This window comes from Njordella aestuarii (genome assembly GCF_056494165.1).
Genome location: NZ_CM151397.1, coordinates 2,144,497 through 2,167,897, shown reverse-complemented (window position 1 = coordinate 2,167,897; position 23,401 = coordinate 2,144,497). Strand labels below are relative to the sequence as shown.

At 52.0% G+C, this 23,401-nt stretch carries 17 protein-coding genes; 10 read left to right on the top strand and 7 right to left on the bottom strand.

What is annotated here, in order from left to right:
* The first annotated feature begins 66 nt into the window (after positions 1 to 66).
* The 4 genes from SH451x_RS08380 to SH451x_RS08365 all read left to right on the top strand — a co-directional run bounded on the left by SH451x_RS08380 (position 67) and on the right by SH451x_RS08365 (position 4,910).
* A complete protein-coding gene (locus tag SH451x_RS08380; RefSeq protein ID WP_479361997.1) occupies positions 67 to 1,953 on the top strand; it encodes a 2-oxoacid:acceptor oxidoreductase subunit alpha in 1,887 nt (628 codons plus the stop codon).
* Positions 1,954 to 2,045: 92 nt separating this feature from the next.
* Positions 2,046 to 3,062, top strand: coding sequence for a 2-oxoacid:ferredoxin oxidoreductase subunit beta (locus SH451x_RS08375; protein ID WP_479361996.1), 1,017 nt, complete (start codon positions 2,046 to 2,048; stop codon positions 3,060 to 3,062).
* Positions 3,063 to 3,432: 370 nt separating this feature from the next.
* Positions 3,433 to 3,990, top strand: coding sequence for a sigma-70 family RNA polymerase sigma factor (locus tag SH451x_RS08370; protein WP_479361995.1), 558 nt, complete (start codon positions 3,433 to 3,435; stop codon positions 3,988 to 3,990).
* The gene (locus SH451x_RS08365; RefSeq protein WP_479361994.1) at positions 3,987 to 4,910 is read left to right on the top strand and encodes a hypothetical protein; all 924 of its coding nucleotides are present in this window, start codon (positions 3,987 to 3,989) and stop codon (positions 4,908 to 4,910) included. The genes SH451x_RS08370 and SH451x_RS08365 overlap by 4 nt, the downstream gene beginning before the upstream one ends.
* Positions 4,911 to 4,941: 31 nt before the next feature.
* Here SH451x_RS08365 and SH451x_RS08360 read toward each other — a convergent pair whose 3' ends face one another.
* Together SH451x_RS08360 and SH451x_RS08355 are read right to left on the bottom strand one after the other, a co-directional pair.
* Positions 4,942 to 6,810 carry an ArnT family glycosyltransferase gene (locus SH451x_RS08360; protein ID WP_479361993.1) on the bottom strand — a complete coding sequence of 623 codons (1,869 nt, stop codon included), beginning with the start codon at positions 6,808 to 6,810 and terminating at the stop codon, positions 4,942 to 4,944.
* Positions 6,811 to 6,852: 42 nt separating this feature from the next.
* Positions 6,853 to 7,221 (bottom strand): rhodanese-like domain-containing protein, encoded by a 369-nt coding sequence (locus SH451x_RS08355; protein ID WP_479361992.1) that lies wholly within the window; start codon positions 7,219 to 7,221, stop codon positions 6,853 to 6,855.
* Positions 7,222 to 7,635: 414 nt separating this feature from the next.
* Between SH451x_RS08355 and SH451x_RS08350 the strand changes: the two genes are divergently transcribed.
* Genes SH451x_RS08350 through SH451x_RS08335 form a run of 4 tightly spaced genes read left to right on the top strand, consistent with a single transcriptional unit; the run spans position 7,636 to position 12,508 of the window.
* Positions 7,636 to 9,429, top strand: coding sequence for a heavy metal translocating P-type ATPase (locus SH451x_RS08350; RefSeq protein ID WP_479362895.1), 1,794 nt, complete (start codon positions 7,636 to 7,638; stop codon positions 9,427 to 9,429).
* Between the two features lie 29 nt (positions 9,430 to 9,458).
* Positions 9,459 to 10,112, top strand: a complete 654-nt coding sequence (locus SH451x_RS08345) for a DUF2585 family protein (protein WP_479361991.1) — start codon at positions 9,459 to 9,461, stop codon at positions 10,110 to 10,112.
* A 48-nt stretch (positions 10,113 to 10,160) separates the two neighbouring features.
* Positions 10,161 to 11,393, top strand: coding sequence for an amidohydrolase (locus SH451x_RS08340; RefSeq protein WP_479361990.1), 1,233 nt, complete (start codon positions 10,161 to 10,163; stop codon positions 11,391 to 11,393).
* Entirely contained in the window at positions 11,390 to 12,508 is a 1,119-nt protein-coding gene (locus tag SH451x_RS08335) for a carboxylate-amine ligase (RefSeq protein ID WP_479361989.1), read from the top strand. The genes SH451x_RS08340 and SH451x_RS08335 overlap by 4 nt, the downstream gene beginning before the upstream one ends.
* Before the next feature lie 407 nt (positions 12,509 to 12,915).
* Here SH451x_RS08335 and SH451x_RS08330 read toward each other — a convergent pair whose 3' ends face one another.
* On the bottom strand, positions 12,916 to 13,896 hold the full coding sequence (locus tag SH451x_RS08330) for a glycosyltransferase family 2 protein (RefSeq protein WP_479361988.1): 981 nt from the start codon (positions 13,894 to 13,896) through the stop codon (positions 12,916 to 12,918).
* 326 nt (positions 13,897 to 14,222) lie between these two features.
* Between SH451x_RS08330 and SH451x_RS08325 the strand changes: the two genes are divergently transcribed.
* On the top strand, positions 14,223 to 15,275 hold the full coding sequence (locus tag SH451x_RS08325) for a ThiF family adenylyltransferase (protein WP_479361987.1): 1,053 nt from the start codon (positions 14,223 to 14,225) through the stop codon (positions 15,273 to 15,275).
* Between the two features lie 65 nt (positions 15,276 to 15,340).
* On the opposite strand, the gene SH451x_RS08320 is transcribed toward SH451x_RS08325, so the two are convergent.
* On the bottom strand, positions 15,341 to 15,736 hold the full coding sequence (locus SH451x_RS08320) for a TraR/DksA family transcriptional regulator (RefSeq protein WP_479361986.1): 396 nt from the start codon (positions 15,734 to 15,736) through the stop codon (positions 15,341 to 15,343).
* A gap of 680 nt (positions 15,737 to 16,416) precedes the next feature.
* Between SH451x_RS08320 and SH451x_RS08315 the strand changes: the two genes are divergently transcribed.
* Positions 16,417 to 19,332, top strand: a complete 2,916-nt coding sequence (locus SH451x_RS08315) for a hypothetical protein (protein ID WP_479361985.1) — start codon at positions 16,417 to 16,419, stop codon at positions 19,330 to 19,332.
* Between the two features lie 35 nt (positions 19,333 to 19,367).
* Here SH451x_RS08315 and SH451x_RS08310 read toward each other — a convergent pair whose 3' ends face one another.
* From SH451x_RS08310 to SH451x_RS08300, 3 genes are read right to left on the bottom strand one after another with little or no spacing between them, the layout of a single operon-like run.
* The gene (locus SH451x_RS08310; protein WP_479361984.1) at positions 19,368 to 20,174 is read right to left on the bottom strand and encodes a TrmH family RNA methyltransferase; all 807 of its coding nucleotides are present in this window, start codon (positions 20,172 to 20,174) and stop codon (positions 19,368 to 19,370) included.
* A gap of 7 nt (positions 20,175 to 20,181) precedes the next feature.
* A complete protein-coding gene (locus SH451x_RS08305; RefSeq protein WP_479361983.1) occupies positions 20,182 to 21,177 on the bottom strand; it encodes a type I phosphomannose isomerase catalytic subunit in 996 nt (331 codons plus the stop codon).
* A 57-nt stretch (positions 21,178 to 21,234) separates the two neighbouring features.
* On the bottom strand, positions 21,235 to 23,115 hold the full coding sequence (locus tag SH451x_RS08300) for a tetratricopeptide repeat protein (RefSeq protein ID WP_479361982.1): 1,881 nt from the start codon (positions 23,113 to 23,115) through the stop codon (positions 21,235 to 21,237).
* Between the last annotated feature and the right edge of the window lie 286 nt (positions 23,116 to 23,401).

The window sequence follows — 23,401 nt, the reverse complement described above, 5'->3', positions numbered from 1 at the left end:
GATCGATACTATCGCTAAAATAGCGCATCTTCTGCGCATCAATCAGACTTTTGCCATCTACTTCAAATGTCCAATAATTCAGTTGCCAAAAAGGTTCAAGTTGTCAGTGGTGTTACCGTCCGTCTCGCCGGGGACTCCGGAGACGGCATGCAGTTGCTCGGTACGCAGCTCACCAACACTTCCGCTCTCGCAGGCAACGACGTAGCGACATTCCCAGACTTTCCGGCGGAAATTCGCGCTCCACGCGGCACACGCGGTGGTGTTTCGGGCTTTCAAGTTCAATTTGCTTCGCACGAAGTTCATACGCCAGGCGACACCGTCGATACGCTTGTTGCGATGAACCCGGCGGCGCTCGTGACCAACCTGCCTGACTTGCGTCCGGGTGGCACACTCATCGTTAACGAGGATAGCTTTGAAGATAAAGACCTCAAGCTAGCTAAGCTGCGAACGAATCCGCTCGATGATCCGGCGATGGAGAACTACAACGTCGTCAAAGTTCCTCTAACTCGAATTACCAAAGAAGCAGTGGCTGAATTTGGTCTTAGCGTCAAGGAAGCGGATCGTTGCAAGAACTTTTTCGCGATGGGATTGGTCTATTGGCTGTATGGTCGCAGCATGGAACCGACCGTAAAGTTTATCCGCGGGAAGTTTGCTACCAAAGATCCGAACTTGGCACATGCCAATGAGAAGGCTCTGAATGCCGGTTGGGCGTTCGGTGAAACGATCGAAGCGTTGCCGATGAGCTACGCGGTTCAGCCAGCGCGACTCAAGCCTGGTGTTTACCGCAACATCATGGGTAACCAAGCGATGGCCTTGGGTTTAGTCGCCGCTGCAAAACGCTCTGGCAAAGAGCTGTTCTATGGTTCGTACCCGATTACTCCGGCCAGCGATATCTTGCACGAGCTGGTCAAGATGAAGAATTTCGGCGTCTGCACTTTCCAAGCAGAGGACGAAATCGCTGCGGCTTGTGCTGCGATCGGAGCAGCCTACGGCGGGCAAATGGCGGTGACTTGCAGCAGCGGTCCTGGCGTAGCGCTCAAAGGCGAAGCGATGGGGTTGGCGGTAATGCTTGAGCTGCCGTTGATTCTACTGAACATTCAACGTGGTGGCCCTAGCACCGGGTTGCCTACAAAAACGGAACAGAGCGATTTGCTGCAAGTGCTCTTCGGGCGAAACGGGGAAGCACCGATGCCAGTCCTTGCGGCACAATCGCCCGCCGACTGCTTTAACATCGTGATGGAAGCGTGGATGTTGGCTACCAAGCTCATGACACCCGTCACGATCCTGTCGGATGGTTACATCGCAAACGGTTCCGAGCCTTGGCTGGTACCACAAGTCGACGACCTGCTGCATATGGTGATCAAGCATCCGCAACGCAACGACCACGATGGTCCATTCCTGCCATATGGACGCGACGCAATGCTGGCTCGTCCGTGGGCGATCCCTGGCACGCCAGAATTGATGCATCGAGTCGGTGGTTTGGAAAAAGAAGATGGCACTGGAAACATTTCCTACGATGCGGAAAACCATCAGAAGATGGTCAACATTCGCGCTCAAAAGGTTGCGAACGCCGCTCAACTCCTACCTCCCCAACAAGTCGATGGACCTAGCGAAGGCGAGCTTCTCGTCCTCTCATGGGGTGGCACTTATGGAGCGGTCTTTACCGCCGTCAATCAAGCCCGCAGTGAAGGCCGCAGCGTCGCACACGCTCATATCCGCTACCTGAATCCTTTCCCCAGCAATCTGGGTGAAATCATTAGCCGTTACGAAAAAGTGCTCATTCCCGAACTCAACCTTGGCCAACTCCGCATGCTGATCCGCAGCAAATATTTGGTTGATGCGATCGGTTTCAACAAGGTGAAGGGCAAACCTTTTGCCGTCAGCGAGCTTGTTGAAAAGATCTGCGAACTCACCAACTGCGACAAGGCTGCTAGTTCGCGTGCGGCTTCTTAGTCGACGCAGGCATCGAATTCTTCCGAGCGACGCTTCCTGCGTTCGCTGAACCGACTTAAAGTTAATCCATCGATTTTTCAGTAGACAATATAATGACAGCGACACTACCAGTTCTTACTGCCGGCGATTTTGCAAGTGATCAGGATGTACGATGGTGCCCAGGATGCGGCGACTACTCGATTCTGGCTCAGATGAAGAAAGTACTGCCTGAAATCGGCGTTCCACCCGAGAAGACGGTTTTTGTTTCCGGTATCGGATGCTCAAGCCGCTTTCCGTATTATGTGAATACATACGGTGTTCACTCGATCCATGGTCGTGCTCCAGCCATCGCAACTGGCCTGAAGGTGACTCGGCCTGAACTGAGTGTCTGGGTTATCACCGGTGACGGCGATGCACTGAGCATTGGTGGAAACCACTTTATTCATTGTTTGCGTCGCAACTTGGACGTAAACATCATTCTGTTCAACAACCGAATCTACGGTTTGACCAAAGGTCAGTATTCGCCAACCAGCCACGAAGGCCAGATCACGAAGAGCTCGCCCATGGGAGCCGTCGATCATCCTTTGAACCCGTTGATGATCGCCTTGGGAGCTCAAGCGACATTCGTTGCTAGGTCGATCGATGTGCATATCAAACATCTCGGTGAAACGCTTAAGCGCGCCGCGGCTCACAAAGGTACTTCGTTCGTTGAAGTCTACCAGAACTGCAATGTGTTTAACGATGGTGCTTGGTCGTACGCTCAAGACAAAGCGACTCGCGATGATCATACGATCGAACTTCAGCATGGAAAGCCGTTGATCTTTGGTAAGGACAAGAATAAAGGAATTCGACTCGATGGTTTGAAGCTCGAAATCGTCGACTTGGAGAAGAGTGGTGTGAAGGAAGATGACTTGCTGTTCCATGACGAGCAAGCGGACATCATGTACCCGTTCTTGCTGGCTAGAATGCGTAAGCCTGAGTTCCCAGAACCGATCGGGGTCTTCCGTCAGATCAGTGATGAGACGTTCGACGACGGCGTTCGTGGGCAAATCGACGAAGCGATTAGCAAGCGTGGTCCAGGCGACCTGCAGAAATTGCTAACCGGTTCGGACACCTGGACCGTGAGCTAATCATAAAGTGGCTCCCAGGCTCTTCCTGGGGCGAGCATCATTACTGGCTTACTGGTTCCCAGGCTCTGCCTGGTAACCCAATGCACAGCAGGCTCTGCCTGCTATTTCCCAAACCAACCAAACTGCAGAAGAGAGGCAGAGCCTCCAAGGCGGTGCGTGCCCAGGCGGAGCCTGGGAACGAGGAGCATTACTGGCTCCCAGGCGGAGCCTGGGCACGAGAGTGTGGAGTAATTGGGTAACAAGTGCTCCAAAAAAACTCGCTAGTTGCCGTTCTTTTGTCCTCTATCGCCTACGGATCGGCAATGATTATTAGGCGAGCTCGAAATGCGTCCTCGCTGAACGTTATCGCCTTTTAGTTGGTAGGAATTTCTTGGACGGTAAAGAGCTTTTCGAGATCCTGATGCGTGAGAATTCACGCTCTTTGTTCGCGTTTTTGCGTGCATCAGGCTGCGATTCGAACTTCGCTGACGACATCTGGCAAGAAACGATGCTCGTTGCCTGGAGAAAGCTAGACGAATTCGATCGGTCGCGGCCCTTCGGCCCCTGGTTGCGTGGGATCGCCGGCAAGCTTCTGCTGAGCTATCGTCGTAAATCCCACCGCATGCTTCTAGTATCCGACGAAGCAGATCTCGAATACCTCAGTCAACGACTTGACGAAGTCCATCATCTGGCTGGCGACACGCTCGACGAAAAACTCGACGCACTGCGCGATTGTATTGCTAAACTTCCTGACCACGATCGGCAGTGTGTCGAATTGCGATTCAAGTCTGAACTGATGCCAGCAGCGATCGCAGCGCAAATCGATGTTGGGCTCGAAACGGTCAAGAAGCGATTGGTCCGTGCCAAGCAACGTTTGCTCGCATGCTTGGAGCTGAAATTGTCCGCAGCGCAGGCTGATGTCTCTCAACCGATAGGAGACACAATATGAGTATGACACGCGAGCAACAAACCAAACTTGACGATGCACTCCTGGAAACGCTTCTCGAGCAAGTCTACATCGATGACAACTCTGCAATGGAAGGATCGATTCAGGCAGTACTGGGCAAGATGGGGGAGCGTTCCATTCTCACAGCGAAACGCCGAATTGTATATGCGTTGATTCCGATCGCGTTGGCCGCCACAGTTTTCCTGGCCTTCACTTTGTTCACATCGGAGTCGGCTCCTTCCAACCAAGCATACGCAGCGGTTGTCCGGTCATTGACATCGGCTCCGTCAACACGCGAGTATCGCGTTTCAATCGAGCACCAACGATCACCGGCTCAAACGCACCAAGTTGAAGCCACTTTATATTTAAACGACGAAGAAAAATTTGTGCTTCGCCATCCGGGAGTACGTCGCATGGGCGAAGTTTGGATCGGTGGCGATTCCAAAGATCGATGGCTTGTGCCGCGTCGCGGCCCAGCGTACATCGGCGGGCAGAGTATCGTCGGCGGTTGGCTTAGCAGACAAGAACTTCCTAATATTTCACTGCACCTGAGCGAAATGCTTGATCAGTTAGAGGCATTTTACGAACTTGAACTATTGCCGGAACAATCGATCCCGGATGCCGCCGATCCAGCTCAGATGATTGATTGTCAGCACGTAGTGGGAAAATTGAAGCGCAGACGCAAGGCTTTTCCAAACACGATCGAACTATGGGCCGATATCGAAAGCGGGATCGCTCGAAAGATCGACATCCAGTGGAACCGTCCGCCCAACGAGCGCGGTCCTCGACGCTGGACGGTCGAGCTGGTCGGAACGCCCGACTTGCCTAGCGATTGGTTTACCGTAGGCGGGCACATAACTCCTGGTCGCCGTCTTGTTATTGCAAACAATCCCGATGATTTGCGGGAGATCGAATTAGAGTGACGGCTCCGCCAATTCTACTAAACCGCGCACCCTAGCGATTATCTCCGTCGAACGCCGAGTTAGTTCTTTTTGGTTCGCCCAAGCTTGTAACTCGCCAGATGACGACCACAGAGCCGTCATGAACGTCATATCGCTTGACCAAAACAGCGCTCGCTGGATCAAACAGGCGATCCATCTTTAGCTCCGCTAACACATCGATAACATTGCTTCTATCATCTGACGTTGTTACTACCAAAACGGAAGAATCATCGGTAAGTCCACTACCCGGCACCTGAAAGTGATTCATATTCCAAGCGTTGCGTTTAAAATGATAAATGATCGGGGCAGACGCCGGCGTTACGACGGCGATTGGTTGATTCTTTACTGAGTTCGTCGAGAGCCATGCGGCAACGTCAACGGCATTGCGAAGCGTTCCATGGCGCGCCGTTGTGTGGATCGCTTGGTTCCAGCCTAGAAGCGACAAATTCACCGCTAAGATAACCAACACCACTCCCGTCGTGGCAACATTTTGTGCTCGGATGGGCGCGAAGCTCAAGATGTTCCTAAAGCCTGCCGCTGTCACGAGTGCAAAGGCTGGCAAGAACATAATCCAGACCCGTTCCGGGGGCAGAGTGCCATGAATAACGACCAAGCCCACAAGGCCCAAAAGGCACGCCAAGCGTGCGAGTCCATTCCGCAGGTGATCCAAAGGAAAAAAGCCTACTATAAAACCAATTAAGAGCACAATTTGGATCGGCACCGGTATGCTCCACAACAACCAATGGCGGCAATCGTTCAGGTAGGCTGGAAATCTCTGGAGCGTTTCATAAGGCGAACTTTTCTCCCCTCCAATGACTTGCAGTATTTCTTGAAGTTGATTGGTGATTAGCAACGGACCATAGAATAATAGAGTAAGACCTCCAGCCAGCCCGAGCGCCACGATTGGACGAAGAACTTGGGAAGCATAATTGACAGCGTGCTCGTTCGCAGCGTCATTCGCCATGAGTGGACGAAGCAGAATCCACAACGTTAGTAAAGCGACCCCATATACCGCTGTCGGTACAGTACATAACGCCCCAGCCACAGCGACCGACAACTGAAGTTGTATCCATATGTCGCTCGGTCGACGCCGCAGCAGTTCGAATGCGACTACTGCTAAAGTCAAGAACGACCCCGCCATCATATGGCCGCGAGCGTTTGTCGCAGATTCCAGAAAAGTCGGCATTGAGACTAAAACCAGAGCAGCAACGTGACCTACATGATTTCTGAATATGAGTTTGCCTGCTAGCAACGTCAGTAGTGCCGCAACGATCGTGCTGAACCAGACCGGCAAGCGTAAGGCGACCAAGTTGTCACCCAATAGCCGCAGACTGATATTGGCCAAGACTGAATGAAGCAGATGATTGTTAGGTGCGTCGTACTTCGTCATCGCAATAAAGAGCGGTTCCGAAGCGTAGTTCACATAAGTATGTGCTTCGTCATACCGTACGGGTTCATCCATGAACATTAGTGGCACAGAAATGGTGATGGCAACAACGGCAGTGATGCAAAGCCACGTTGCCCGGGTTGCAGTTCGACTTACCCGCAATGCATCTGATACGTCGGCCCTTAGAATCTGAAGCGATTGTTGGAAACGGCGGTCGATTCGCTGCCGCAAACTCCAACCTATGATCGCCAGCGTGATAACCGCCGCACTGAACGCGAACAACGCTGCACTGACACGACGATGAACCTCGGGCGTGTAAGCATCCGCGGTGCCGTCGCCAGAATATCCGTCCAACCAACTGCGAAACGAAGCGTAGGGCAAGAACGAAGCGGCGAGAGAGCCGATCCCTACGAGTGCTATTGTGATAAGCAGCGCCCTTATTGCAACGCTGGGAGCACGTTTGCGCGATGGATGACTCTCAGTTTCCGACAGCATTTACTTCACAGTACCAATCACGGCGTGGGCTCCGTACGCAACTCACTCAGTTGGAAATCTTGCTTCATTCCAAGCAGACCAACCGCCATCCATGGACGTCACGTTCGTATAGCCCATTTTTTGCAGATTGTCAGCCGCCATAGCTGATCGAAAACCCCCACCGCAGTACAGGATCAATGGCGTGTTAGGCTCGGGAAATCGCTTTTCGATATCGCGTTCGATGATTCCCTTGCTCAAGTGAACCGCTCCCGGAATTTTACCAGCCGCATATTCACTCTCCTCGCGGACGTCGATCAGTACGAAATCCTCTTTGTCATCCATTTTCAGTTTTACATCGTCCACAGTACAGTGTCGGACACGAGCGGCTGCTTCAAAAGTGATCTTCAGGAACTGTGGGGAGTGTTGTTTCATAATTCAATTGAACCGCTTTAAGATTCTAGGTCTTGTTCATTTCGCTTGGGCCACTGTTACGGACCAAGCTATGGTTGGCATTGCTGACATCCGGCATCTGAGTGACAGATTGTCTGTTGGCGGCTTCATTTCGCAACTCGTCACCACTTGTACGCCAACTTCTTGACGTCAGCGTTACCCGCCATTCGTTGAATTTAGTTTACAACAAACGCTTGATTGGAAGGAGATGGGGAGTTGCGGATTGATCGCTGTATTCGATGATGGTGTTTGTCTGGTACACTAATCAAAAGTCAGCGAGGCCAGAATTTTAGTGTCAGTTGGCAAAAATGGTCGACCATAGTTTGGACGGAAAATTTGAACTGGATTTCTCAGAAACAAAACGCCATCGCCATCTTGGCAACAGTTGCAATCGCAATGCATCTGCTGCTTCGCTTTGCCCTGGGGGCAAACGAGCTTGCATCGAACGTTCCACTGTGGATCGCGTTGACGTTGGGCGGCGTACCACTTGTTTGGGACTTGCTAAAAAAATTGCTGCGGCATGAGTTCGGTTCCGATTTGCTGGCAGGAATCTCCATCGTAACGGCAATCGTACTCGAAGAATATTTGGCAGGAACAATCGTCGTTCTGATGCTCTCGGGAGGCGAAGCGATCGAAGCTTACGCAGTCCGCAGCGCGTCATCAGTCCTGGAAGCACTGGCGAGCCGGATCCCTTCGATCGCGCATGTCAAGCGATCCGATGCGTTAGTTGACGTAGCAATGGACAAGGTCCTAGTAGGCGACTTGCTGGTCGTTTATCCTCACGAGATCTGTCCGGTCGACGGCGTGGTGGTCGAAGGTCACGGATCGATGGACGAATCGTACCTAACCGGCGAGCCTTACTTGCTTTCGAAAACACCGGGATCCAATGTGCTCTCTGGTGCTATTAATGGCAATGCGGCTCTGACGATTCGCGCCGAACAGGTTGCTAAAGACTCGCGTTACGCCAAAATTATGACGGTAATGCAGACTTCACAGCAACAGCGGCCACGTATCAGGCGTCTGGGCGATCAATTGGGCGCTATCTATACTCCAATCGCCGTCACCATTGCACTGATTGCTTGGATGTTCTCTGGCGAAGCCGTGCGTTTTCTTGCAGTGCTGGTCGTTGCAACGCCTTGCCCTCTTTTGATTGCGATTCCTGTTGCAATCATCGGCTCGGTATCGTTGGCAGCCAAGCGAGCGATTATCGTGCGTGATCCAGCGGCGCTCGAACAAGCGTCGACCTGCCGCACCATGATTCTGGACAAGACAGGCACACTGACCTATGGCAAGCCGACCTTGTCAACACAGATTGTCGAAACAGGATTTGATGAAGACCATGTCCTGCAGTTGGTCGCGAGCATCGAAAAATATTCAAAACATCCACTTGCCCAAGCTGTGTTGACAGCTGCGCAGACGCGTGGCCTGAAGCTGTTGGAAGTCGACAGCATCAGCGAAAAACCGGGGACCGGTCTGACCGGCAACGTTGCCGCTAGTTCCGTATCAGTAACTAGCCGCAACAAATTACGAGAATTAGCACCGGAGCAATTTGCCAAGCTACCGCCATTAGCAGTAGGATTAGAGTGTGTAATTCTAGTCAACGACATCTATGCCGCGACTTATCAATTTCGGGACACTCCGCGAACCGACGGCGCGCCCTTCATCAACCACTTGGGCCCGCGGCACAATATCGATCGCGTGATGATCGTTTCGGGTGATCGTGAATCCGAGGTCCGGTATCTTGCGGATCTAGTAGGAATCAGCGAAATTTATGCCGAGAAGAGTCCAGAAGATAAGCTGCAGATTGTTAGAGAGGAAACGAAGCGTGCTCGGACTTTGTACGTCGGTGACGGCATCAACGACGCACCGGCGTTGCTGGCCGCAACGGTCGGTATCGCGTTCGGTCAAAATAGCGATGTGACGAGTGAAGCGGCGGGCGCTGTCATCATGGATTCATCACTGTCTAAAGTCGACGAATTCCTGCACATTGGCACAAGAATGCGAAGGATTGCCCTTGAGAGCGCACTTGGCGGAATGGGATTGAGTATCATTGGGATGCTATTCGCATCCTTAGGCTGGCTCCCTCCCGTAATGGGCGCGGTCGCTCAGGAGCTGATCGATGTACTTGCAGTGTTAAATGCGCTGCGCGTGGCCATGCTGCCGAAAAGCCTTACCGATTTCGAAATCTAGCTGACGCGATTCCATCACTACGGTTCTATATGACAACAACGACAACAATCGCAAGCACGACTAAGGTCGAATCTCCGACCAATACTCCAGCCAAACCAATGGCTTGGTCCGCTTGGTTTTCGATCGCCGTTGTCCTGATCGTAATGGCCGCAATACTGCACCTGCAAGGACGAATCTGGTGGTGCAAGCTCGATTCGCCATTGCACTTGGCAACACCGCATGCTTGGAATGACCACACGTCGCAGCACTTTTTTGATCCCTATTCGATCACGCACGTTTTGCATGGCTTTCTGTTCTATTGGTTGCTGGCTGCCGCAATACCTCGCAGTTGGTTTGGGCCGCATCGAGTAATGTGGTTACTTTGCATCGCCATGGTCATCGAAGCAGGCTGGGAATTGCTTGAAAATTCAAACATGATCATCGAGCGGTATCGTCAGAACACCGCGTCGCTGGACTATTTCGGCGATTCAATCGCGAATTCCATAGGCGACATGATCTCTTGCATGATTGGATTTGGCGTCGTACGAAGAATCGGATGGCGTTGGGGGTTGGGCTTGTTCGTGCTGATGGAGCTATTACTTCTGATCTGGATACGCGATAATTTAACGATCAACGTCCTTATGCTTACCTATCCGATCGAAGCAGTGAAAGCCTGGCAAACGAAATCGCTGCCGCCTTTTTAGCATTGATGGTGAGTGTCGTCCGATTGCCCATTAAAGAAACTACGAACCGTGTCGACTTTCGCAAGCCTTACAAACGAGCGTAAATCAGCCATCCTTGCCGCGATCGACGCAGTGATGCCGGACCTTGTTAAAGCACGCAGGCATTTACATCAGACGCCCGAACTGTCAGAAGCAGAATTTGCGACGACTGACTTCATCGCCAAAAAGCTGCAAGAACTAGAGCTTACCGTTGTCATACCGCCGGAGCGTCGCGGTTTGACGTGCGACATTCTTGCTGATGGCGTGTCGCACAAGCCCGAGTATATCGCACTGCGTGGTGACATCGACGCTCTGCCTATTCAAGACGAAAAATTGGTCGACTATCGCAGCCGCGTTCCAGGCGTGATGCATGCTTGCGGCCATGATGTGCATGCTTGTGTTGTGCTTGGTGTCGCTATGGTTTTGCAGCGATTGAAGTTGCAAGGTTTGCTCCCAACGACGTTCGCCTTTCGAGCCATATTTCAGCCGGCGGAAGAGATCGCAACAGGGGCAAGGTACATGATTCATCATCACGCACTGCGGGATGTACAATCGATTTTGACTTTGCATGTCGACCCCGTGTGGCCGGTTGGCTGCATTGGTTTAAAACCTGGAGCATTAACGGCCAGCTGCGATATGTTCCGGCTTGTTTTTCATGGCCGCGGTGGACATGGGGCACGGCCACACTTGGCTATCGATCCGATAGAAGCTGGTGCTCGCTGGATACAGTCGGCATACTCACGTTTTTCCAGGGTGATCAGTGCTGCGGAAACCGTAGTGATCTCAGTTGGTAAGTTCAATGCGGGGCACAGCGCGAATGTCATTCCCGAAACGGCCGAGCTTGAGGGGACACTTCGGACTTTGGAATCAGGTGTCCGCGCTCAGGCATTAGAGTTGCTAGAGGATATCAACGAAGCAATCAAAGTCGAGACCGGATGTCGAGTCGAAATGACTTTGGGGATGTCCGCTCCGACCGTAAACAACGACCTTCATATGACTGAGCTGCTACGATTAGCTGGCAACGAGATGTTAGGCCAAGCTGCCGTTCGTTCGATTGAAAGACCTAGTATGGGTAGTGAAGATTTTTCATACTATCTTGAACACTGTCCTGGCGCGATGATGCGATTAGGTGTTGCTGGCGACCAGATCGGTCAAGCGCCGCTTCATAACCCTCATTTTGACATCGACGAGCGATCGATCGCGATTGGAATCAAAGTTTTGACAGCCGCAGTTCTGATGTACAAGGCGACCAGTCAATCATGACGAAGATTATGTTTAACGGAAACTCGGCTCCTTCCTTAGGTGTAGAGATCGAGTTGGGTTTGATCGATGCCGAGACGATGGAACTATCGAATTCTTGCAATCGGTTGTTAGGCGATCTTGAGAAAGCTGGCATCTCGCACTACAAACCCGAGCTGATGCAAAGCTGCATCGAGATCAACACGAATGTCTGCATGAACGTGGGCGAAGCTCGAGCGGATCTTTCACGAAAACTAAAGACACTGCAAAGTTTTGCGGACAACAACAGCATCCAACTTTGGTGGGGAGCAACGCATCCGTTTTCACGCTGGAAGGACCAGATCGTTACTGACAATGAGCGTTACCTCGGACTTGTAGATTCGTTGCAAGAGATGGCTCGGCGACTCGTTACGTACGGGTTGCATGTTCATGTAGGGGTTGAATCGGGCGACAAGGCGATCATGATTTGCGATCGAATTATGCAGCATCTGCCGACGTTGCTTGCGATTTCGTGCAGCAGTCCCTATTGGGAGTCGCGCGACACTGGACTGCAGTCGCACCGTACAAAAATTATGGAAGGCTTGCCGACGGCCGGGCTGCCGCCGCTGATGAGAAACTGGAGCGAATACGTTTGGTTAGTCAATCATATGGTCGAAACGGGTTTTATTAACACGATTCGCGAGATCTGGTGGGACGTGCGCCCGCACCATAACTTTGGCACGGTCGAAGTTCGAGTGTGCGATATGCCGGGTTCGCTGGACGATGCCTGTGCAATCGCCGCTCTTATCCAGTGTCTGGTCAGGTCACTTAGTGAGGAAATCGATGGTGGGACTTATCAGTTTGATTGCCATCCGGTCATGATCCGTCAAAACAAGTGGCGAGCCTGTCGCTTCGGGCTCAATGCACGACTGGTGAATAGCTACACCTACGAAGTGGAATCCGTACCTGTTATCGCGAACAAGATGGTCGATCAACTGGGCGACATCGCCACGGAGTTGGGTTGTCGCGACGATTTGGAATACATTCGTGAAATCGTCAAAGGGCAGACATGGTCGGATCGACAGCGGGCGATCTTGTCTGCAACTAGCCAGCCGCAACAAGTCGTCCGGCAAATGGTTCGCCAGGCACGTATCGTTTGATGCCGTAGCTGCGTTCGCCTAGAACGCTCCACCGTAGCTGCGTTCGCCTAGAACGCGGGGGGAAGTTAGGTGCGTTTTCTTAAGGATGAGATTCCTGAAAAAGGGTGCCACTGCTGGCTTGCCCAGCAGTGCTCGTGGCGAAACAGCAAATCTCTCCAATGCGTCACCAGCTTCATGGCGAAGCCAGCTACGATGCGCTTGGTTTGCGAGTGCGTCCGCCTGAAGGCGGTACTCCGAACAGTTCCTGAAAAGGGTGCCACTGCTGGCTTGCCCAGCAGTGCTCGTAGTGAAACAGCAAAGCTCTCCAACACATCCCCGGCTTCTAGGCGAAGCCAGCTACGATGCGATTGAACGATGCGATTTGAACGATGCCACAGGATGAAGCGTTTGCAGGCTACACCGGTCGCTTACGCGGCTCGTCGCATGCGAGGAGACGAGCGTCCAAGCCACATTGTCTCACGAACCGCAAAGGGCCGACGCCCCTCTCTTGAATAATATAGACGTGTGTTCGCTTCGCCTAATAATCCTACCGATAGCACTTGAACACCCATCAGCGTGAACAGACCACCCAGCAACAGAAGCGGATTGCCAGTCATGTCCACGCCACTGATAACTTTCATCATCACCACTGCGGACAACAGAGAAGCGCCGACAGCGTTAAACGCTAATCCAATTCGACCGAAGAACTTCATCGGCGAAGTGAAGTAATCTAACATGTATTTGACGGTGAGCAAATCAAGCAACACTCGAACTGTGCGCGAGATACCATACTTGGTCGTGCCAAAGCGACGGGGATGATGTTTCGTTTCGACTTCCACACACTTTGCTCCACGCCAATGAGCTAAGATCGGTATAAAGCGATGCATTTCGCCATACAACTCTAGCTCATCTGAGATTTCTCGGCGGATGGCTTTCAGGGTACAGCCTAAATCGTGTATCGGAAAATCGGTGACTTTTGAAATCAGCCAGTTAGCGATCTTTGAGGGCAACTTGCGGTTAATCATCGCGTCCTGCCGATGCTTGCGCCAGCCATGAACCAAATCGTAACCTTCATCGATCTTGGCAAGCATCATTGCGATATCAGTCGGATCGTTTTGCAGATCACCATCCATCGTAACAATCACGTCACCACTGGCAGCTTCGAGCCCTGCTTGCATCGCCGCCGTCTGTCCGTAGTTCCTACGAAAGCGAACAATGCACACGCGGTCATCAATTTTGGCATACTCAGCCAACCGCGCCACCGTTTGGTCAGTCGAACCGTCGTCGACAAAGATGACTTCACTTTCGCACGCTAATTGGTCGATCGCGTCGCGGATCTGGTCGTACAGAATCGCAACGTTGTCTTCTTCGTTGTACAAAGGAACGATGATGGAAAGCGACTGTACCATTGACTCCTCAGAATCTACAAAAGCCGGGCCGGCGAAATACTGATTGGAAGTTACCATGTTGGACGAACCGGCCGCAACGCCGGAAAATATGGGGCTGTGGATCTCAGACCAAGTTTAGGACTTTGAACGACTCACGACCCGTCGTGCAGTTGTCGCACTACGGTTTCATATCGATAAACCACTGGTCGAAGCGTTGTTGATTGGGCTATCATCAAAGGAAAGCAATGGCGACTAGAGCCATTGCGAATCGACAATAATGCTTGCATTGTGCACACGCAGTCAGCGTGACGCCTTCCAGACTTTAAAACAGAACCATCGAGCTGACGTTGAACGGAACGAATGATTCATATACTGACGAACTGCGACGATATCGGCGGCAGATGAATTTCCGCCATATCGGAGTGGAGGGGCAGCGGCGATTGTCCGCCGCCAGCGTAGCGGTCATCGGGACGGGAGCGCTGGGCACCACCATTGCAGAGCGGTTGGTTCGTGCGGGCGTCGGGCGATTGCGGTTGATCGATCGAGACTGGGTGGAGTTAGACAATTTGCCGCGGCAAACGCTTTTCGTTGAGCAAGACGCTTTAGAACGACGGCCAAAGGCTATCGCTGCCCGGGAACAACTTCAAAAAATTGATTCGAAGGTGGACATCGATGCGAGAGTCACCGAGTTCGCACCAGAAAATGCGCTTGAGCTGCTCACGGACATCGACGTGATTCTCGATGGAACTGATAACTTTGAAACGCGATACCTGATCAACGATTGCTCCTTAGAATTAAACGTTCCGTGGATTCACGGCGGAGTGATTGGAAGCAGTGGACAAGTAATGTCGATCGTGCCCGGCAAGACTTGCTGCTTGCGTTGTATTTTCCCCGACCTTCCCAATCCGGAAGAACTGGAAACCTGCAATACGGCGGGTGTGCTCGGGCCCAGCGTTTCCATCGTGGCGGCCTGGCAAGCCTTAGAAGCGATCAAGCTGATTGTTGCAGGCACGGATAGTTTGCGGAGCGAATGGATTAGCATCGAGACGTGGGACGCTTCGGTGCGTCGATTTTCAGCAGACTTTTCGAAGCTGAGCTTCTCTTGTCCGGCTTGTGGTTTGGGCCACCGCGACTTCTTAAGCGGAAAGCACACTCGCTCGGCCGTCGTTCTCTGTGGGCGAAACGCTGTTCAGATCGGAGGAAACAACCACAAGCGAGTGGACCTCGAAAAAATTTCGCACCGGCTCCAGAACGAATCGATTGACGCGAATCCTTTTTTTGTAAGGCTGCGTATTGCAGAGGGAGAAATGACGATCTTCGCCGACGGTCGAACCATTGTCACAGGCACCGAAGATCCGATCGTTGCAAGAATGCTAATCGACCGCTGGATTGGTGGGTAATGCCAAAAAAAATCAGAGCCATATGTGGCTCTGATGTGGGTCAAATCGTCATGCGCATCGCGTTGCTATGACCAGCTGGGCGATTCGCTCGAATCATAAGCATCGTACGACCTGGGTCGAATTTCTTCTTGTCGGGCGCATGCGATGCACATTGTGGCGTGTGGAATCGCTTGCAGCCGGGCGAGTGGAATAGGCTTTTCGCACGATTCGCAGTCGCCGAAATTGCCTTCGCGAATCCGAGTTAAAGCATCTTCGATCGAGCCCAATTCGCGACTCTCGACTTCCGCCAATTGGCTGCTAAGTTCTTCCTGAGTCGAATCCATGGCACAATCAGCCGAATCGCCGCCGTCCTTTGCTAACTGCTGTAGCAAAGTCAAATCGCCCGCCAGAGCGTTTCGAAGGGCTTCTCTGCGGCGTAAAAGGACGTCACGCAGCTTTGCAAGCGCAGTTTGACGAGACATAAAAAACCCTCGCGTTCTTAGCAGAATGTCGCACACGATTGGCTGGCGTCTACGTTTCAACCGACCCAGTCAGTAAGTCAACCGTCGCAACGGTACTATATTACGCTGAATGCCGATTTGAGTTCGGAAATTCCGCCAACAAAGCAATTTTCATCTGAAAATTCCTGGTATGGCGATAGATCTTCCGTAAATCCCTGTCGCCAGGACACTTACAAATCGTTGCGATCTGTCGGCCAAAGCGAAGATTTGAGGAATTTCGGCTCTCCGTCACTTCCCGGAGCCAATTGCCTCTAAGTCTTGCAGGTCGCACTTCTTTGAATTGAGGTGCAAATCTTACAAAATTGCGGCGGTACTCCACATCCGCCTTTATCTCGCCAAAAGTTCATCAGCGCCTGACTAACTTGTAGGGCGGTTACCCACCGCTGAACATTTGTTTGCTAGCAACTTCAATTTAATCGCCCAAATTTCCTACCTTCTACATTTCCCGTCCGGGCCTTGAGCGTTCTATCGACCAGTCCGATTTTCGAAGAAGAATCTTGAGAAAATCTTTGCCAACGGAAGGGGCGGCCGTCGCTTCGGTCGATAGAGGAATAAGAGATAGCGGAGTGGACACTGTCCGAATTTGCGCAATTTTAGATAGCATACCTCGATCGAAAGACGTCGATGGGTTTCCTGTTACAATGAGCATTCATTCACAAACTACCAACGGATGTTCGGACGCTCGCAGTGAGAGTGCCGCCTTGACTTCGTTTGGACGAATTGAGCTGTTGGACGAATCTGGCCGGTCGGTTGAATCGTGGCTCGTCAATGCTCAGCAGTGCACAATCGGTTCGGGCCCGAATTGCTTCGTCCGCATCTCCAACGGCGGCCTAGCCCCGGTCCATGCGAACATCGTCTTCGGACGACGCAATACGCTGATAAAATGCTCGCAAGGCGATTTTCGCGTCGGCCGTAAACAGGTCAGCGAATGGTTAATCGATGAGCCAGCAACGATCAGTTTGGGGAAACTACGATTTGTGGTCTATCCCACTTCCTATGTGCGGGCCAGTCGCGATTTTCAGCCGACGGTTGGCTCCTTACAAGACGCCTCGACCCGCTTGAACGGCAACGCAAAAGTTCCTTCGACCGATGTAGATGCCGCGCTGGCAAACCAGTCAGTCCTAACGGAACAGGCGAAAGAAGAACTGCGTAAATCGATCCTGCAAGAAACTCTGGCTGCAGTTGCCGTTTCCGTTACGCCGCTTCAAAACTCGCTGGAAGCTCTGAGCCAGAACTGGCGAGAGTTTATGGAGAAGAATGAGCGGGAAAGTGATAAGGATCGAACGCAAGAACAGTTGCTAGCGCTCGAGGAAAAGCTACCCGAGATCAACGCCGCCTTAGAGAGTCTCGATCAGCGCGTCTCGCATGTTACGGATCGTTACGATAACGCAATCCACTCCTTGGCAGACGAAATTCGCTCGCAGTTCAAGAATATAGATGATCGCATTTCGGAATTACCTCAACCGAAGAACGAGGCGATTGAACTGACCCTGTTAAGCCTGCATGAACAAATCGCTGTCGTGCAAGAGCAACTATCGCAACAACTCAATCGTGGACTTGAGTCAGTAGTTAACCCGGCCCCCCACGTCGAACAAGCAACCGCAGAAGTTTTGCTTGAAGTTGAAGAGGAAAAGCCGCATGCATTTTCATGGGACGACGCCCCTGTGGCAACATCCCCCTCTGACGCCTGGGAAACCTACGACGTTGTTGATGCATCAGAGTTGAGTTATAACCAGTTCGACGAGGCTGCATCGGGCGTCTTTGAAGAAGTTGAACTGGAAGCAACCGACGCCCACGCCGAACATCCGCAGTATCCTTCGCACTTTGATGGATACGGCGAAACGGTTGAACATAGCGAGCCTACAGAATATCAGGGGAGTTCCGATGATTTACGAGATTCGCTTGAGCTTGCTTACAGCGATGTAGAATCAATCGAATCTGAGCCCTCTGTTGAAGCTCATAATTACGCCAGCGACGTCGATGAAGCGGACTCCGAACTAGTTGGCGGTACCGATGCGTATTTCGATGACTCGGGCTTTTCGAACGAATATTCCGCCCAGTCCTTCCATGACGAACCTGCAAGCGACGATTACAGTGGCTACGAGGATGAAAACGCATACCATTCGACGGCCGACCATGAAGTTAGCACTGTCGCAGAAGAAGAATTTTATTCGGACGAAGAACCGTACGACAGCAATGGTTCATTTGACATTGCCTCATACGCCGCGCTGGAAATGCGCGAGGAACTTGAGGCTGACGACCAGTCTTATAGCGAACCGGTCCAAGAGTACTTTGAACAACCGAGTGAAGCCAGCAGCGATTCGGAAAGCCTGTACGCCTCAGAGGAAATTGATTCTTATGTAGACGCCGAATTTCCGTCGAGTACGGACAGTGTTCCCGTAGACGACAGCGAGTTCATCCGCGACTTGGTTAGCACTCCTACTGAGTTTGACGAATGGGACGATTCCAAAGAACTGGGCGAAGAAAAACCTGCTGCGAAGCTACCATCTTGGTTCACAGAACAAGACGATCAAGAAATAGTTGCTCCAGTTGAAGACGCTTTGGTTCCTGAAGTCGAACAATACGTTGAATCAGAGGACTATGCCGAACCAGAAGGCCATTTTGCGGGTCGGTTTGAAGTCCGCTTCGATGAGGCCCCACTCGCTGTTGACTCAACCGACGCTGAACACAGCCCGCAATCTTATGACGAATCGTCAGACGATGAATCTTCCTACGCTGATTCCATTTACGATGACGCCCATCCGCACTCCACACTTGCCGACGAATTCGAAGACGAGGAAATTGCTCCGACGTACACTCGAAACAGCGAACGCATGATTCAGCCCAGTGCGCCTGCTACATACGACAGACTTACTCCTGAGGCAGATGAAGTTGATATCGATGCCGACCAGATGATATCCGATGACTTCGAACAGGAAGAGGAGAGCGAGATTGGGTATGCCGAAAATGTACATGCTGAGCTGCCCAGACAAGCGGAACCTGAACAAGTTGAGGAAGAAGAAGAGTCAGTTGAAGAGTACATGCAGCGTTTACTGCAACGCGTAAAGGGCGACTCGGCAATCGTGAGCGTTCCAACGACCAAAATCGCTCCGCAAGCAAACACCGTGAGTTACGATAAGGCGAAAACCGAGCAGATCAACTCGGACTTGGATGAGACAGAGGAGGTTGAATCTCTGGACATTCACAACTACACACCTAGATCGGCTGCGCCCGAAAACAATCTGAATTTGGCTGCCATGCGAGCGCTCGCGAACGAGACCGCCCGAACCGCAATTGCTCGCAGTAACACGCATCGCCCGGTGAGCCCGCCAAACAACATGAGTCGAATGATTACGTCGATCGTGGGATTCGTAATCGGAACATCAATACTGCTGTTCAATGGCTTGACGCTAAACGTCGCGTTTCTTGGAATGGTTGCGTCCTACATGATCTTCTTAATCTGGGGATACGAAGCCACTCAGGGTGCTGGTTTGTTAGGTGTTACCGCAGTCAAGTCAAATACTACAGCACCTACTAAATCCTCTTCAGACGAATAGTCTGCGAGGCAGACTTCGCTAGGCTTAGCATGAGTCTAATGAGAAGTTGCAGCAGCACCGAGAATGGCAGCTGCGACGGAAACGTTAAGACTATCAACTAGACCAGACATCGGAACGCGGATGTTCTGAACACGAGCATCGCGCCAGCGGCCGCCCAGTCCCCAGGCTTCGCTTCCCAATACAATTGCGACGCGTCTTGGCCATTGGACGGTTCGATAGTCAACCGAATCTTCGATTCGCGCTGCGAAAATAGAGTAGTGTTTTCCGATCAGCCAATCGAAAACGGCGACTGATGAATCAGAGACCATTGGTGTTTCAAAGATCGCGCCTGCACTCGCTCGTATGGCGTTCGGATTCCACATATCGCAGACAGGTTCGCTCAGTAACACGGCGTTGACGCCAAGTGCATTTGCCGAGCGAAGCACTGCTCCAATATTGCCAGGCTTTTCAACTTTGTCTAGCACTAGGATGACCGACCGCTCGCTGTCCACATTCTCTATCGATTCTAAAGTTCGCGTTGGCGGGAACGCGACCGCCACTGGATGGACGGATTGCCCATACGAAACTTTCTTGAGAACATCTCCGGGCACTTCAATCCAATCAAACGTCAAGTCGCTATTCTCCAGCGCTTCAGCCAATGATTCTCGCTCGCCTGATCCCGCCCGATCCTGGCATGAGATTACGGAGCTGAACCGCCATCCAGCGCTGATCGCCTGCAAGATCGCTCGTTCGCCATCGATTAATATTTGGTCAGACTTCCGGCGGTGCTTGGCTTGACGTAGCGTATTTGCCGATTTGATGAGCGGATTCTGAGCACTGGAAACTAAGCGTGGATGCGGCATATTCAGTCTAAGCTGGCAGACTTGCTGACAAGACAATTGAATCGGCATCGACGACGAGCGAGGCCTCTGGCGCAGCAGCTGGTACGAAAACCGTCTCGCCGACCGATAGATGTGTCTCAATACCCTTGCAATTTAGCACGGCCGATCCAGTTGGGACCGTGAAGATACGAAACATATCCTTACTCGGAAAGCGATACTCTCCTCGCTCCATCCGCAGCAAAGTGAACTTATCGCATGCCACAAGTTTACTGACACTCCCAGTTCCATCGATTTCCGAGTGGTCGTAGGGCTCAGGTTTCTGATTTTCAATCGGCCCGCGTTGGAAATCGATTACTTCCAATGCGCTTTCGACGTGCAAAGGACGAGAGTTGCCTTCTGAGTCAACTCGGTTCCAATCTGACAAGCGAAAGGTTGTATCTGACGCTTGTTGAATTTCCGCAACGATCAGGCCACTACCTAAGGCATGAACGGTGCCAGCGGGTATAAAGACGCAATCTCCTGCAGCAGGTGTCAGCACGTGCAAACACTCGTCCGTCTTACCTGCCTTGATTGCAGCCATTAGATCCTCTGCTTGAACGCCGGCTTTCAGGCCTGCGTAAAGTTTTGCATCTGGCTCGGTGTCGACGATGTACCACGCTTCAGTTTTGCCGAGGTCGGGAGGAGTCATCGCCAATGCATACTTGTCATCTGGGTGCACTTGGACGCTTAACACGGAATGGCAATCTAGATACTTCAGGAGCAGCGGGAAGCCTTTATGCTGGCTCGCGGCCTTAACACCCAGTATTTCCTGAGGAAACGACTCGATGAGTTGTCTTAGGGTCCAATCTTTCCAAGTTCCGCAACGAACAACGCTCTGATCTTCCCCGTGATCGACTACTTCCCAGCTCTCGGCCCACCGACCGCTATCGGGGACCGCTTTGTTAAGCCGCCCTTTGAGCCGATTTCCTCCCCACAGATAAGAGCGGAATACTGGTTCAAACTGGAGCGGTTCGTCGGGTACCATTGTGGGCGGGTTGGATTAAGAAAGATTGAACAACATGAAAATAGCCGCAAGCTGACGCTACTCAGGCGTAGCTGCTGGAGCTTGCTCGTCCTGCTGGGCTGCTGGCGCTTCTAACTCCCGTATTAGATCATTAAGGCTCTCAGTTGTCGAACCGGGCGCGACATTGAGATTGTCTTCAGCGGGGATCGCGTCATCAACAACATTCTCGGGCGCATCGGAGGCATTCTTGAGTTCGGCTTCTGCATTCATTTTGGCGGCGTTGGCTGCCCGCTGTGCTTCAATTTCTTGTATTCGTTTTTTAAGCGTATCAAGAGTTGCTTGTTCACGGTCAGCCTTCTCGGGGAGATTCAATGCGTCATAGACTTCTACTAGTTTTGCGCGAGTCTGCAAGTTTTGCGGACCTTGGATTAGAACAGCCTCGTACGATTTGGCGGCCTCTTCCAATCGGTTCATTTTTCGCAATATATCACCCTTTGCATCCGCGACTGACAATGAATCTTTGCTCACTTCCATCGCGTGGTCAATTAACTCTAAAGCCCGATCATAATCCGGCTCTTCTTTCATCGCCAAAGCCAACGCAAGACTTCGCAGCACGGGTACGAATCGATCGTTGATCTTCGACGCCAAATCCCAATGCAAGATCGCTTCGTCAACCTTCTTGTCGATATAGAAGACGTTCGCGAGTAACGTGTGAGTTACAACTGGTGCAGCTCCCGCAGCAATCTGATCGCTCAACGAGTCCAACGTTTCTTGAGTTATCGTGTTACCAGCCAGCATCGCGGTTACTCGTGAAATCTCCTGTCCAAGTTGTGGATTTGTCGGATCGGCTTCGACGGCCCGGTCAAGTAACACCAAGTTTGCTTGAAATTGCTGTCCTTCAATACGAGCTGTAGAAAGGTAGCTCAAACGATAAACTTCGGAAATCGCGCGGCGATAATTGTTGTCGGTCCCCCGCGTGCGCAACCCCTCGTCCAAAATAGCGATCGCTTTGTCGGGTTCATTCAGCAACAAATACGCCCGAGCAATCTCAAGTCGATCGGAATCCGATTCGCGATCCGTGTTTAAGTGCCGAGAATAATGAGAAATAGCTCGCTGTGTCGTTTCCTGAAGGCGCGAGCGTTGGTTATGCCGACGGAATGCATCGGCCAAGATCAGATGAAACTGCGGATCGCGGTCGGCAGCGATCGAATACATTCGCAAAGCTTCGTTTATTTTGCCATCTTTTTCCAGCATCGCTCCACGACGCAGTAAAAGTTGCGGGTTGGTCCCGCCCCAGTTCGCAGCAATATCCAGATGATGCTCTAACTGTTTGATGTCGACTGACTGGGCACCGGCGGCGAGCTGCTGAAGGATGCTGCCAGCCATCCAGGCGTGCGCTGCGGGATAGCCCGAATCAGTGTCAGGAGCCAGCGACGCCATCATACCGCGCACGACTGGCATGTTGCCTTGCTCGCCTAATCGAGCTGCGACGTAATAGCGTGCACGTTTGTTCTCTTTCTCAACTGCCAACACGCGTTTGAACAGGAGCGTTGCATAGTCGGTCAACTCTTGCCGCTCTTTCTCTTTCAGCTCTTCGCTTTGTTCTGGAATTGTACCTGTGGTCGCGTCACCTTCATCCGCGGCCGTCGCTTCATTCGCACCAGTCCCGTCCTCCTTGACCGGTGCTGCTTGCTCAGCAGCTTCGACGTAGGTCATAAGCAGACCCCGAGACGCCACCGTCTTTCCCCAAATGACCATGCCGATAACGGTGAGGAGAAAGAGCAGCGGAAATAGTCCCAGCGCGATCGTCCCCCATTCTCGCGACGCTCGCCATTCATCGAAATTGGTCAGCACACGCCGCGTGGTAGCCGTCGGATTAAACTGCGCTTTATCGGTCCACGACTGCTTGAAATCGCTGGCAGTTTCAGCTGGGGCTGCGGGCGTTTTCTTCTTGAACATATCCGTCCGGGGCTATTGTGCGAGGAAATTAAGTCTACTACGGTGTCTTTGTTATAAAGGAATTTGGCGACAGCGAAAGTTTCAAACGGAAAACTTCACGCAATCCTTCGCTTTCCGACAGCTTAGCGTAACAATTTTTCTTCGGGCTCAAGCGAATGGCTCGGTCCGGCCGTTAAGCTAGAATGAAGCATCCGACTGTGAAGCCCCTCGCCTCGGACCAGATCTATGCGCGATACCGAATGATAAACATCGGATCGATGGCAGATTGTAGACCGCCGTTACCAAT